The following is a 14,274-nucleotide window of genomic DNA, read 5'->3' as shown; positions in this document are numbered from 1 at the left end:
ACCCCTCCCCGGCCACCACCGCCACCGCATCCGGAGCCGCCGCCACCCACCGAGCGAACAACTCATGCACCCCACCCACACCAGGCACACCCACCCCGGTGGCATTCCACTCCCCAAACCGCTCCTCCCCACCCAGCAGCGAAAACTCCGACAACCGCCGCCCCGGATCCTCAGCGACCGCACCCAACAACCGCACCAGATGACCCGCAAAGCGCTCCACCGTCGACCGATCGAACAGCGCCGTGCTGTACTCGAGCGTCCCGGTGATGCCATCGGCACCGGCGCTGGTGAAGAGGGTGAGGTCGAACTTGGACGTCGTGTGCGGCGAGCGCAGGACCTCACCGGTGAGACCGGTGTCGGCCCCGGGGCGGTCGGCGACGCCGAGGTGGTTGAAGAACACCTGGAACAGCGGCGTGCGGCTGCGGTCGCGCTCCGGCTGCAGGGTGTCGACCAGCTGCTCGAACGGCACGTCCTGATGGGCGTACCCGTTGAGCGCCTCCTGGCGGACACGGGCGACGATGTCGGCGAAGGTCGGGTCGCCGGACAGGTCGGTCCGCAGGACCAGGGTGTTGACGAAGAACCCGATCAGGTCCTCGGTCTCGGCCCGGTTGCGGTTGGCGATCGGCGTGCCCACCACGACGTCGTCCTGGCCCGCGTACTTGCCCAACAGCACGGTGAACGCCGACAGCAACGTCATGAACATCGTCGCCCCCGCGTCCCGGCTCATGGCTTGCAGAGCGGCGGCGGCCTCCCTCGGGATCTCGAAGTCGACGAGGGCGCCGGCCGTGGACCGCACGGCTGGACGAGGCCGGTCGGTGGGCAGGTCCAGCACGGGAGACCCAGCCAGCCGCTCACGCCAGTAGCCAAGTTGGCCCTCCAGCACCTCCCCCTGCAGCCACTCGCGTTGCCAGACCGCGAAATCGGCATACTGCACCGGCAACGGCGCCAACGGCGACGACTCACCCCGCGAGAACGCCTCGTACAGCGCCGACAGCTCCCGGCGCAGCACCCCGCCGGACCACTCATCCGAGACGACGTGGTGGAGCACCAGGCTGAGGACATGGTCGTCGGAGGCCAGCCGGACCAGGCGGCCGCGCACGACGGGGCCCCCGGCCAGGTCGAACGGCGTCGCCGCGTCGACGGCGACCAGGGCCTTGGCCCGGTCGAGTGCGTCGGGTTCGCCGGTGAGGTCGGTGACGACCAGTCCGAAGCCGCCCGGCGGGTCGACGCTCTGGTACGCGACGCCCTCGCGGCCGACCAGACGGGTGCGCAACACCTCGTGCCGCTCCACGATGGCGTCGAGGGCGGCTTCGAGCGCGAGGGCGTCGAGGGGTCCACGCAGGCGCAGGGCGAGCGGCACGTTGTACTCCGCTGAGCCGGGCTCCAGCTGGTCCAGGAACCACAGCCGCTGCTGTGCGAACGACAGCGGGAGCGGCTTGTCGCGGCCGACTGGCACGATGGGCGGCGCCAGATGTCCGGGAGCCGCGACGTCGATCACCTCGGCCAGCCCGGCGACCGTCGGGTGGTCGAAGAGGGTGGCGAGCGCGATCTCCACCCCGAAGGCGGCGCGTACGCGTGAGGTGACCTGCGTGGCGATCAGCGAGTGGCCGCCCAGGTCGAAGAAGCTGTCAGTGACACCCACGCGTTCCAGGCCGAGCACCTCGGCCCACACTCCGGCGAGGATCTCCTCGGTGGCCGAGCGGGGGGCGACGAACTCCTCGCTCAGGTCGGGGCGGCTGTTGTCCGGTGCGGGGAGCACGGCACGGTCGATCTTCCCGTTGGCGTTCAGCGGGAAGGTGGTGAGCTCGACGAACGCCGAGGGCACCAGGTAGTCGGGCAGCGTCGTGCGCAGGAAGGCGCGCAGCTCGCCGGTGGAGGGAGCGCCTTCGGTCAGGTCTGCCGGCACCACGTAACCGACCAGGCGGCGGTCGCCGCCGTCCTCGCGGGCCACGACGAGAGCCGCCGCGAGTCGCGGGTGCGCGAGCAGGGCGGCCTCGATCTCGCCGGGTTCGATGCGGAAGCCCCGTACTTTGACCTGCTCGTCCACCCTGCCGAGGAACTCGATCGCACCTTCGGGCAGCCATCGCACCCGGTCGCCGGTGCGGTACAGGCGGGAGCCGTCGCCGGCGAACGGGTCGGCGACGAACCGCTCGGCCGTCAGCTCCGGGCGGCCGGAGTAGCCGCGCGCCACGCCCACGCCGCCCAGGAACAGCTCGCCCGCCACGCCCACGGGGAGCGGGCGCAGGTGCCGGTCTAGGACCAGGGCCCGCATGTTCGCCAGCGGGCCGCCGATCGGCACCGGCCCGGTGCCCGCCCGCTCCACCAGGTGCCAGGTCGCGTACGTCGTCGTCTCGGTCGGCCCATAGACGTGCAGGAGGCGTTCGGGCCGGCCGTGTTCGAGCACCCGCCGGACACTCGACGGGTCGACCGCCTCGCCGCCGAACAGCAGGTTCCGCAGGCCGCCGAACGCCTCGGGGGTCTCGCTCGCCAGGCGGTTGAACAGCGCGGTGGTGAGGAACATGGTGGTGACGCCGGCCTGCCTGATCTGCTCGGCCAGCCGCGCGGGCGACAGCAACACGTCTTTGTCGATCCCGGCCAGGGCCGCGCCTGACGTCAGTGCGCCCCACACCTCGAACGTGGCCGCGTCGAACGTCGTGGTCGACGCCTGGGCCACCACGTCGTCGGCGCGCAGCGTCACGTAGTCGCCGGCCGTGACCAGCGACACGATGTCGCGGTGGGTCACGGCGATGCCCTTGGGCCGGCCCGTCGACCCGGAGGTGTAGATCACGTACGCGAGCCCGCCGGGGTGGACGGCCGCCTCGGGGGCCTGGGCCGGCGCCGCCGCCACTGCAGCGACCGTGGCGGGGTCGTCCAGTGCCACCAGGCGGACCCGCCCCACCAGCAGGTCGTCGAGGTCATCGCTCATGCCGACCAGCACCGACGCGCGGCTGTCGGCGATCATCATCGCGATGCGATCGGCCGGGTGGGTGGTGTCGAGAGGGAGGTATGCGCCGCCGGCCTTGAGCACGGCGAGCATCATGACGATCAGGTCGAGGTCGCGCGGCAGATACAGCCCCACGACCGTCTCCGGTCCCACTCCCACACTGCGCAGATGGTGGGCCAGCCGGTTGGCCTGGGCGTCCAGCTCGGCGTAGGTCAGCGACCGCTCGCCGTACGTCACCGCGGTGGCTGTCGGCCGTTCGGCGGCCCTGGCCGCGACCAGCTCGTGCACGCCGCCCACCTCGGGCAGGGGCGTGGCAGTCCGGTTCCACTCGACCTCGACTAGGCGGCGTTCGTCGTCGTTGGCCAGGGGCAGTTCCGACAGGCGGCGATGCGGATGGGCCGCCACCGTGTCCAGCACGTCGACGAGGTGGCGTGCAAGGCGTTCCATCGTGGCATGATCGAACAGCTCGGTGCTGTACAGGAGGGTGCCGGTGATCGCGTCGTCCTGTTCGCCCAGCGCGACGGTCAGGTCGAACCTCGCCTCGACCGCACCCACGGGGAACGGCTCGCCGGTCAAGCCGGTGAAGGTCAGGCGGTCGTCGTCACGCACCCGCTCGACGCCGAACAGGACCTGGAAAAGGGGCGAGCGGCTGAGGTCCCGTTCCAGGTGGAGGGCCTCCACGAGCTGCTCGAACGGCATGTCCTGGTGAGCGTAGGCGCCCAGCGCCTCCTGCCGGACCCGCGCCACGACCTCGGCGAACGTGGGATCGCCCGACAGGTCGGTACGCAGCACCAGCGTGTTGACGAAGAAGCCGATCAGTCCCTCGGTCTCGGCCCTCGTCCGGTTGGCGATCGGGGTGCCCACCACCACGTCGTCCTGGTCGGCGTACCGGCCCAGCAGGACGGTGAGCGCCGACAGCAGCGTCATGAACATCGTCGCCCCGCTCTGGCGGCTGAGCTCGCGCAGGGCGGTGACGGTGGCCTCGCCGACGGACAGGTCGACCAGGGCGCCGGCGCTGGACCGTACGGGCGGGCGGGGGCGGTCCGTGGGCAGCTCCAGCGGCGGTGCCCCGGCCAGCCGTTCGCGCCAGTAGCCGAGCTGGCCGTCGAGGAAGTCCCCGCGCAACCGCTCGCGCTGCCAGACGGCGAAGTCGGCGTACTGCACCGGCAGCGGCGGCAGCGGTGAAGGCTCGCCCCGGCTGAAGGCGTCGTACAGCACCGACAGCTCGTCCCGGGTTACCAGAGCCGACCACTCGTCCGACACCACGTGGTGCATGCACAGGCTGAGCACGTGGTCGTCAGCGCCGAGGCGGAACAGCCGGCCGCGGAACAGCGGTCCGGCGGCCAGGTCGAAGTGGGTCAGCGCGTCGGCGGTGACCAACTCCTCGGCCGCGGCCTCCGCGCCGGGGCCGGCGGCGAGGTCGGTGAAGCCGAGCCCGAATCCGGTGGGCGGGTCGACGATCTGGTGGGGGATGCCGTCGACGGCGACGAACCGGGTACGCAGCACCTCGTGCCGCGCGACGATCGCGTCGAGCGCGGCGCTCAGCGCCGCCACGTCCAGGGGGCCGCGCAGGCGCAGCGCAAGGGGGTTGTTGTACTCGGTCGAGCCGGGTTCGAGCTGGTCGAGGAACCACAACCGCTGCTGCGCGAACGACAGTGGCAGCGGTCGATCGCGATCCACCGGCACGACCGGCGGCGCGAGCTGCGCCGGGGCGATCTCGTCGACGACCGCGCCCAGATCCCCGACGGTGGGGTGGTCGAACAGCGTCGCCAGAGGCACCTCGACGTCGAGTGCGGCGCGGATCCGGGAGACCACCTGAGTGGCCAGCAGCGAGTGGCCGCCCAACTCGAAGAAGTTGTCGGCGGTCCCGACCTGTTCCAGGCCGAGGACCTCACACCAGATGGCGGCCAGGGCCTGCTCGGTCGGAGTGCGGGGGGCGGCGAACGCCGAGGCCAGGTCGGGGCGAGTGCTTTCTGGGGCGGTCAGGGCGGCGCGATCGAGCTTGCCGTTGGAGGTCAGCGGCAGGGCCGCGAGCTCGACGAAGACGGCCGGGACGAGGTGCTCGGGCAGGGACCTGAGGAGGAAGGCGCGCAGGTCGCCGGCTGAGGGGAGGCCCTCTTCGAGGTCGTCGGGCACCACGTAGGCGACCAGTCGGCGCTCCCCCGCTGTCCCCCCGTCTTCGCGCGCGAGGACGGCCGCGGCGGCGACGGCCGGGTGGAAGCGCAGCGCGGACTCGATCTCGCCCGGCTCGACGCGGAACCCGCGGATCTTCACCTGGTGATCGACGCGGCCGAGGAACTCCAGGCGGCCGTCGGCACGCCACCGGACCCGGTCCCCGGTGCGGTACAGGCGGGAGCCGTCGTCGCTGAACGGGTCGGCCACGAACCGCCCGGCCGTCAGCGCCGGGCGTCCGCCGTACCCGCGCGCGACCCCGAGCCCGCCGACGAACAGTTCGCCCGGCACGCCCACGGGCACCGGGGCCAGGTGCCGGTCCAGCACGTACAGCCTGGCGTTGGGCAGGGGGCCGCCGATCGGCGCGCTCTCCATCCCGGCCAGCTGCTCGGCGTCCAGCACAGTGGTGGCCACGCCGATCGTGGTCTCGGTCGGGCCGTAGTGGTTGGTGACGGTCCGCTTGCCCGCGGCCTCGAGGAGTTCGCGCGCCCACCGCGACGGCGAGGCCTCCCCGCCCAGCACCAGACCCCTGGCGGGCAGCAGCCCCGCGGGCCCGTCGGCGGCGGTCAGCGCCATGAGCTGCGAGGGGACGACCTTCAGGTAGTCGATGGCGTGCTCGCTCAGGTATGCGCGCAGGAGCACGGGGTCGCGCACCACGTCCGGTTCGGGGACGAACAACGTGCCGCCGGACACCAGGCAGCCGAACACCACGGTGTTGCCGAAGTCGGTGGACAGCGGTTGCAGCAGTGCGTACCGCCGGCGGGGCGTGTCCCACCCGAAGCGGTCCGACACGCCCCACAGGTAGGCGGCCAGCCCGCCGTGCGTCACCTGGACGCCCTTGGGCTGCCCGGTGGACCCCGAGGTGTACATGACGTACGCGGCCTGCGCGGGCAGCGTCGGCACCGCGGGGTCGGTGTCCGGCTGCCCGGCGATGGCGGCGGCGGTCACAGGGTTGTCCAGGACTACGACGAGGGCCCGCCGCACGGCCAGGACGTCCAGGGAGTCGGCGGTGCCGACCAGCACCGACGCGCGGCTGTCGGCCAGCATGTACGACAACCGCTCCGCCGGATGGCCGGGGTCCAGCGGTAGGTAGGCGCCGCCGGCCTTCCACACCCCGAGCAGCGCGACGATCAGGTCGAGGCCACGTGGCAGACATAGGCCGACCACGACCTCCGGACCGACGCCCGAGGCCTTGAGGTAATGGGCGAACCGGTTGGCCCGTGCCTCCAGCTCCGCGTAGGTCAGCGTGCCCTCGGCGGTGACCACCGCGGCGGTATCGGCCTGGGCGGCCGCGCGGGAGGCGATCCACTCGTGCGCTCCGCCGGCGGGCACGGGCACCGCGGTGTCGTTCCAATCGCGCAGGAGCCGGTCCCGTTCGGCGGGCGCCAGCAGGGGCAGTTCCGACAGCCGGACGTCCGGGTCGCGGGAGACGGCTGCCAGCAACACCCGCAGGTGACCGGCCATACGCTCCACGGTCGGCCGGTCGAACAGGTCGGTGCTGAACTCTATCGCGCCCTGCAGCGCGTCGCCGTCCTCGCCGATGATCATCCGCAGGTCGAACTTGGCAGTCGTCACACCGGGTAGCTCGGCCGCCGACACGCCGAGCTCGGCCCGCGCGGCGCCGGCCTCGCCGTCCCTGTTGTAGTTGAACAGCACTTGGAACACCGGCGTGCGCGATCGGTCGCGGTCGGTCTCCAGGGCGTCGACGAGCTGCTCGAACGGCAGGTCCTGGTGGGCGTAGGCGGCCAGCGCCTCGCCGCGGACCCGGCCGATCAGCTCGGTGAAGGTGGGGTCGCCGGACAGGTCGGTGCGCAGTGCGAGGGTGTTGACGAAGAACCCGATCAGATCCTCGATCTCCTCGCGGTTGCGGTTGGCGATCGGGGTGCCGACCACGATGTCGTCCTGGTCGCAGTAGCGGGACAGCAGGGCGACGTACGCGCTGAACATCGTCATGAACATGGTGGCGCCGGCGTCACGGGTGACCGCGCGCAGCCGTGCCACTGTGGAGGCGTCGACGCCGAACTCGACGACCGCGCCGGCCGAGGAGCGTACGGGCGGGCGGGGCCGGTCGGCCGGCAGGTTCAGGACCGGGGCACCGGCCAGGCGGTCGCGCCAGTAGCCGAGCTGGCCCTCCAGCACCTCGCCCTGAAGCCAGGCGCGCTGCCAGACGGCGAAGTCGGCGTACTGCACCGGCAGCGGCGGCAGCGGCGAAGGCTCGCCCCGGCTGAAGGCGCCGTACAGCACTGAGAGCTCCCGGCGCAGCAGGCCCACGGACCACTCGTCGGACACCACGTGGTGCATGACGAGGCTGAGCACGTGGTCCTCCAGGCCGAGCCGGATCAGTCGCCCGCGTACCAGCGGCCCGGCCGCCAGGTCGAACGGCGCGATCACGTCGGCCCTGTGCAGTTCCTCGGCACGGGCGGCCGCGTCGGGTTCGGCGCTGAGGTCCAGTAGGTCGAGGGCGAACCCGGACGGTGGGTCGACGACCTGGTGCGGGACGCCGTCCACTGCGACCAGGCGGGTGCGCAGCACCTCGTGCCGCTCGACGATCGCGTCCAGGGCCGCGCCCAGCGCCGCCGTGTCCAGCGCGCCGCGCAGCCGCAGTGCGAGCGGCTCGTTGTACTCGAGCGACAGCGGCGCGAGCTGGTTGAGGAACCAGAGCCGCTGCTGCGCGAACGACAGCGGCACCAGCCCTTCGCGGGCCGCCGCCACGATGGGCGGGGCCAGGACGCCGGGCGCCGCGCCGTCGACGATCGTCGCGAGGGCCTCGATGGTGGGATGGTCGAACAGTGCGGCCAGGTCCAGCTCGATCCCGAAGGTCCCGCGTATGCGGGATACGACCTGGGTGGCCAGCAGCGAGTGTCCGCCCAACTCGAAGAAGTCGTCGCCGACGCCGACGCTCTCCAGGCCGAGGATCTCCGACCACAGGCCGGTCAGCACCTCCTCGGTGTGGGTGCGCGGTGTCTGGAACCGGGCCGACAGCACCGGCCGTACGGCCTCCGGCTCGGGCAAGGCGGCGCGGTCGACCTTGCCGTTCGGGCTGAGCGGCAGGGCCGGCAGCTCAACGAACACCGAAGGGATGAGATAGACGGGCAGACTTCGCCTCAGGAAGGTCCGCAGGTCGCTGGTGGACAGCGCCTCTCCCGTGCCGCCTCCCGCCACGACGTAGGCCACGAGCCGCCGGTCACCGGCCGAGCCGAGGGCGACCACGACCGCGTCGGTGATCTGTGGGAAGGCCAGCAGGGCGGCTTCGATCTCGCCCGGCTCGATCCGCACTCCCCTGACCTTGACCTGGTCGTCGGCGCGGCCCAGGTACTCGATCTGGCCGTCGGGGCGCCACCTGACCCGGTCGCCGGTGCGGTAGAAGCGCGAACCGTCCGCGGCGAAGGGGTCGGCGACGAAGCGCTCGGCAGTCAGGGCGGGCCGGCCGGCGTAGCCGCGCCCCACGCCGATGCCGCCGATGAACAGCTCTCCGGGCACGCCCACCGGGACCGGGCGCAGGAACCTGTCCAGGACGTGGAGGCTCACGTTGCCGATCGGGCTGCCGATGGGCGGCGAGGCGGTACCGGTGCCCGGCCGATCGCACTGAGCGGACGACGCCTCGATGGAGGCCTCCGTCGGGCCGTACAGGTTGCCGACCACGGTGGTGGCGTTCCTGGCGTAGAAGCGGGCGACATCCTCGGCGGCGAGCGCCTCGCCGCTGCAGAACAGCAACCGCAGGTGGGTCAGCGGGCCGAGCGCCGGATGCGAGACGAACAGCCTGAACAGCGAGGGCACGAAGTGCACGACGCTGATGCGTTCGGACTCCAGCAGCGCGATGAGGTAGTCGAGGTCGCGGTGCCGTCCGGGCTCCGCCACAACCAGTTGCGCGCCGACCGACAGCGGCCAGAACAGCTCCCACACCGAGGCGTCGAAGGTCAGCGGCGTCTTGTGCAGCACCTTCTCGTCCGGCGTGAGCCCATAGGTCTCCTGCATCCGTACCAGCCGGTTGACCACGCCCCGGTGGCCGACCGCGACGCCCTTGGGCAGACCAGTGGAGCCGGACGTGTAGATCACGTAGGCGAGCTGGTCGGGGTGGGTCACGCCCTCGGGAGCGTGCGCGGGCGCGGCGGCGATCGCCGCCGCCGTCTCCGGGTCGTCCAGGTAGACCATGGCGGCGACGCTGTCGGCGTAGGTCCCGGCCAGGGCGCGGGAGCCGATGACGACTGAGGCGCCGCTGTCGGAGAGCATGTACGCCAGCCGGTCGGCCGGGTAGTCGGGGTCCAGCGGCAGGTAGGCACCGCCGGCCTTCCAGATCGCGAGCAGCGCCACCACCATGTCGACGCCACGCTCCAGCGACAGGCCGACCACGACCTCGGGCCCGACGCCGGACGCCTTGAGGTGATGTGCCAGGCGATTGGCCTCGGCCTCCAGCTTGGCGTAGGTCAACGACCGGCCGGCGCAGGAGACGGCGATGGCATCGGGCGAGCGTGGCACCTGGGCGGCGCACAGCTCGTGCACCCCGTTCACCGGCGCGATCGGGGCGGCGGTGTCGTTCCACTCGACAAGGACGCGGTGGCGCTCGCCGGGGCTCATGAGCGGCAGTTCGGACAGGTGCCGTCGCGCGTCGGCGGCCACTGCCGTGAGCAGGCTCTCCAGATGACCGCCCAGTCGCTCGATCGTGGCCTCGTCGAACAGGTCGTCGCGGTAGCGCAGGTCGCCGGCCAGGCCCTCGTACCGCTCGCGCAGGACGAGGACGACGTCGGGCTCGGCTGCGGCGGTGCCGTCCGAGACGACGGTGGCCCGCAAGTCGCCGTTCCACCAGGCGCAGCTGGGCACGACATCGAATCGGGCCTGGAAGAGGGAGTGCCGGCTGCGGTCGGCGGTTCGGCGCAGGAGCCGTACCAGGTGGTCGAACGGGAGGCCGTGGTGCGCGCAGGCTTCGTCCAGCCCGGACCTCACCCGCTCGACGACCTCGGTGAACAGGGGGTCGCCGGTCAAATCCACGCGCAGCGGCATGGGGTCGGGCAGCCCACCGACCGGTCCGGCGAGTGGCGTGCCGATGACGATGTCGTCCTGGTCGGCGTGGCCGCCCAGCAGTGTCGCGAAGGCCGCTAGCACGACGACGGGCGTTCCGACCCCCAAGTCGGCGGCCAGCGCATCGAGCTGCGCCGCGGCCTGCGGCCCGACCTCGAACGTCACCCGCGCGCCGCGTCCGGACGACGCGGGGGGCCGTGGGCGGTCGGTGGTCAGTTCCAGGGCGGGCGCGCCCGCCAGCCGGTCGCGCCAGTAGCCGGCGGTCCGCTCCGCGTCCACGATCTCGGACTCGGCGCACCTGGACCCGTGGACATGGGCAGGGCCGGGGTCGGGCTCGGGCGTTGGGGCGCCGACGCGGGTGGCCTCGTACAGGGCGGCGAGCTCCCGGCACAGCACCCCGGCCAAGCGCTCGTCGGCGTCCAGGTGGGGCATGACCAGGCTGAGCACGTGCTCCTCGGCTTCCAGCTTGACCAGCCAGGCCCGCAGCGGCGGCCCTGCCGCGAGGTCGATGGGTGACAGCGCCTCCTCCGCCAGGATGGTTCTGATCACGGACTCCGGCGCCTGAGCGCGCGGCTCGTGGCTCAGGTCCAGGAACGGCAGGGCGTACGCACTGTGCACCGCGCCGAAGCGGGTGCGCAGGATCTCGTGGCGCTCGATCACCCCGGCGAGCGCGGCCTGGATCGCTGGGACGTCAAGCGGGCCGCTGAGCCTCAGGGCCACCTGCACAGCCTGGCCTTCGTGCCCGTTTTGTGAAGTAGTCCGGCTGGCGTTGGCTGCGTCTGTCCGTTCTGGTCCCAAGACGTCTCCAGGTGAGGGATTCCTGAAACGAGCTCTCCGGCGGGCATGCCGTCGGCGTACGGGAGGGGTGGGTTGGACTGGTTCCGCGGTGCCGGTTTATCCGACGCTGGCGATGGCGTCGGCGCTCGCGCCGTCCCCGGTGTCGTCTTCGAAATAGCCGCTGGCCTGGAGGGTGAACAGCTCGGCATACCGTCCCTGGGCCGCCATGAGCTCGGCGTGCGTGCCCTGCTCGATGATCTCCCCGCTGTCCAGGACGATGATCCGGTCGGCGGTGCGCACGGTCGAGAACCGATGAGAGATCAGCAGGACGGTCCGGTCTCGATACAGCTCGCGGACGCTGTCGAACAGGGCGCGCTCGGCTCTGGCGTCCAGCGAGGCGCTGGGCTCGTCCAGCACCACCAGCGGCGCGGAGCGGATGAACGCCCTGGCGAGGGCGACGCGCTGCCACTGCCCGAGTGACAGGTCCTGGCCCTCGCCGAACTCCGGCGACAGGATGGTCTGGTAACCGGCCGGCAGCCTGGACAGGAACTCGTCGGCGCCGGCCCTCCGCGCCGCCTCCTGGATCGCCTCCTCAGTCGGCTCGCGGCTGACCGCGCCGATCCGGATGTTCTCCTCGGCGGACATGGCATAACGGATGAAGTCCTGGAAGAGAACCGCGACGAGACTCCGCCAGGCGACCGGGTCGATGGTCGCCAGGTCCTCCCCGTCGACGAGGATGCGGCCGGTCCGCGGAGCATAGAGGCCGGCGAGCAGCTTGGCCAGCGTGGTCTTGCCCGAGCCGTTCTCCCCGACCAGCGCCACCACCTCGCCGGCCCCGATGGTCATCGAGACGCCGTTGACGGCCGCGCGCTCCGCGCCCTGATAGGTGAAGGAGACGTCGTCCAACTCGATCGCGGCGAAGCTGGGCGGAGCGGGCGTGCCACTCTGCTCCCTGACCAGCTCGGGCCGCAGAGCGAGGAACGAGTCGAGGTCGCGCATCAGCGGGGCCGCCTCGAAGAACTCGCCCGTGGAGCTGATACCGTCAGTGAGCTTCTGACTGAACACCAGGAGCGCGCCCGCCGTGGTGGCCGTCTGTGCCAGGTTCATGACTCCCCACTGATTGAGCGCGATCAGTACACCCGCTGCCGCAGCGAGCACCAGCCCACTGCCGAGCGAGGCCAGCAGTGATGACCTAAAACGCTTACGCAGAGTGACCATCAGCATGGCCAGACGCTCGTTCATGAGAGTGCGCCAGGTGCCCGACAGGTGATGCTCGAGGTCGAAGGCGCGGATCTCCTTGGCCGGCTGGCGGGTGGTCAGCAGCTGGAAGAGGTAGTGGCGATTACGGTCGGTGGAGGTGGTTTTGGTTACGAACTCGAAGTACTGCTCACCGCTCCTCATCCCGCCAATCCAGATAGGAACTGCGGTGAGCGCGGCGAACAACCCGATCCACGGCTGCACGGTGACCAAGGCGAGCGCCACCGCGGACAGAGTGAAGATCGCCTGACCGATCGTGATCAGGCTCTCCACCATCCTGGCCGGGCGGGTCAGCGCACTGGTCGCCGCCCGCTGCAGACGGTCGTGGAAACGCGAGTCGTCGAAGTCGTCGAGCGTGGCCAGGGCCGCGACCTCCAGCACCTTGCCGCAGATGTAGATGCTGGTGCGCTCGGTGAGCAGCAGTCGCCGGTTGGTGATGACGGCCTCGGCAGCAACGATCACGACGTTCGCGGCGATGAACAGCACCACACTGAGCAGGATGCCGCCGCCGGTGCGGCCGGACTCGGATTCGATCAAGCTGCCGAGCAGGCTCTGCGCCTGGATGACCAGGCTGAACGCGCCCACAGCCTGAAGCACGTCCATGATCAAAACGGTGATGAATTCTTTACGACTGGCGGCCCATACCAGCCGTATCGCCGCCGCAACGAGTCTCCCCATCTCGCGTGGTCCACGAGCGTCCTGGGACTCGGGCGGCGCGCTGCCCCCGATGCCGGTCACCCGACTGGGGCCGAACCGCTATTTGGTGCTATCCGAAACGGCGACATCGCAGAATTTTGGGCAAGCCAGAGTTCGTGATCCAGACTGGGTAAGGACGATTGCTCGCTCACTGATCACCTCTACTGTCTCTCGCTCGGGACGGTAATACCGGCTGTCAGCCCAGGCAACAAACAATCTTGATTTCAGCGTCTTTTGCCACAACGCAGAGTGTTCCGCCCTCATCACGGGGTGTACACAAACCCGGTATTCGGCTTGGTCATCCTCACCGCGACGGCACTCCCCCTGTGACCGGGAGCGGGGAAACCGCCAGCCGTTGACTGGCAAGTGTGGCGCGGAGGCCAGGCAGCAGCCTCCGCCCCTGCGCGTCGAACGGCCCGGCGACCAACCCTCACCCGCGGCCGCTCGGAAACTCGTGATCCACAAGTCTGGAGGATTGCCCATCCCGCAAGGACCGCCGGGGTAGAAGAGGAGCATGACCCCGTTATCGGAAATCTTGCAGTCGTCCACTCCGATCGTCGCCGACTCCTATGCCCTGTATGGCCTGGCCACCGCGCACGGTCCCGCGTCAGGCGCCCTTCGGGAGGCGGTCGAGGAGGGCCGGTTGACGCTGACGATTCCCTCGGTCGTCCTCGCGGTGGCCCACAGCATGCGTTGCTGCGGTGAAGAGGATTGCAGCCAGGACCACGATCCAGCCTCGCCGGCCAGGCTCGACACTCTCTGTGGCCTCCCCGGCGTCGAGGTGGCCACCCTCGACGGCCCGTCTGCGGCAAAGGCCGGAAGCTTGTACGGGGCATGCGTGGAGGCCAACTATCACGGCGCGGAGATCCTCGCCGCCTGCCACGCCACCGCCGTCGCCCACGAACGCCGACACCGGCTCCTGACGACCGCACGGGCCAGGTACTGCTATGTCCTCGCTGATTTCCACGTCCTGGACGGACGGAAGGTCATCCTCTGATGCGGCGTGGGGGTGTGTCTAGGTAACGGCTCTGTCTCTCTTTCGATGGTAACGGAGCGTTAGGCCAAAAGGATGCGGGGCAGGCGGTCGGCTTCGACGCGGCCTTGGGTGATGTAGCGGTAGAGAAGCCACGCCGTACCCGAACTTCGGCCTGTCGTCGCTCATGGCCACCGTAAGCGAATTGGCGCCGCAGTCACAGAGCCGTACATCGTCGCAGGTCAGGCAAATCCGTTGGAAATTCCCCAGGACTACAGGAAGGCCTTGAGTCAGGCGGTGACCACTCCAGTGCCGAGCAGTGCGAGGAGCAGTGTTCCGATGATGATCCGGTAGATGACGAAGGCGTTGAAGGAGTGCTGGGCGACGTACCTCAGCAGCCAGGCGATGGAGGCGTAGGCGACGACGAAGGAGACGGCCG

4 protein-coding genes are annotated in these 14,274 nt (G+C 70.8%); 1 reads left to right on the top strand and 3 read right to left on the bottom strand.

Annotation, left to right across the window (positions count from 1 at the left end; all coding sequences use genetic code 11):
- Together AB0J09_RS36680 and AB0J09_RS36675 are read right to left on the bottom strand one after the other, a co-directional pair.
- The coding region (locus AB0J09_RS36680) for an amino acid adenylation domain-containing protein (RefSeq protein ID WP_360701253.1) at nucleotides 1-10,852 on the bottom strand (10,852 nt) is incomplete at its 3' end.
- 174 nt (nucleotides 10,853-11,026) lie between these two features.
- A complete protein-coding gene (locus tag AB0J09_RS36675) occupies nucleotides 11,027-12,769 on the bottom strand; it encodes an ABC transporter ATP-binding protein (protein WP_360701251.1) in 1,743 nt (580 codons plus the stop codon).
- A 607-nt stretch (nucleotides 12,770-13,376) separates the two neighbouring features.
- On the opposite strand from AB0J09_RS36675, the gene AB0J09_RS36670 reads away from it, so the two are divergent.
- Nucleotides 13,377-13,859 (top strand): hypothetical protein, encoded by a 483-nt coding sequence (locus tag AB0J09_RS36670; protein ID WP_360701248.1) that lies wholly within the window; start codon nucleotides 13,377-13,379, stop codon nucleotides 13,857-13,859.
- A gap of 266 nt (nucleotides 13,860-14,125) precedes the next feature.
- Here the strand turns inward: AB0J09_RS36670 and AB0J09_RS36665 are convergent.
- Nucleotides 14,126-14,274: undecaprenyl-diphosphate phosphatase (locus AB0J09_RS36665; protein ID WP_360701255.1), on the bottom strand; the 149-nt coding region annotated here is incomplete at its 5' end.

Origin of the sequence: Nonomuraea sp. NPDC049784 (assembly GCF_040659615.1) — a bacterium.
Taxonomy (GTDB): Bacteria; Actinomycetota; Actinomycetes; order Streptosporangiales; family Streptosporangiaceae; genus Nonomuraea.
The sequence above is the reverse complement of the archived record's forward strand: the minus strand, read 5'-3'. Positions and strand labels throughout refer to the sequence as shown.

What these genes read in the sequence shown, in the direction of transcription:
- AB0J09_RS36675 (WP_360701251.1), bottom strand. Translation starts at nt 12,769, where the DNA reads ATGGACGTGCTTCAGGCTGTGGGCGCGTTCAGCCTGGTCATCCAGGCG.
- AB0J09_RS36670 (WP_360701248.1), top strand. Translation starts at nt 13,377, where the DNA reads ATGACCCCGTTATCGGAAATCTTGCAGTCGTCCACTCCGATCGTCGCC.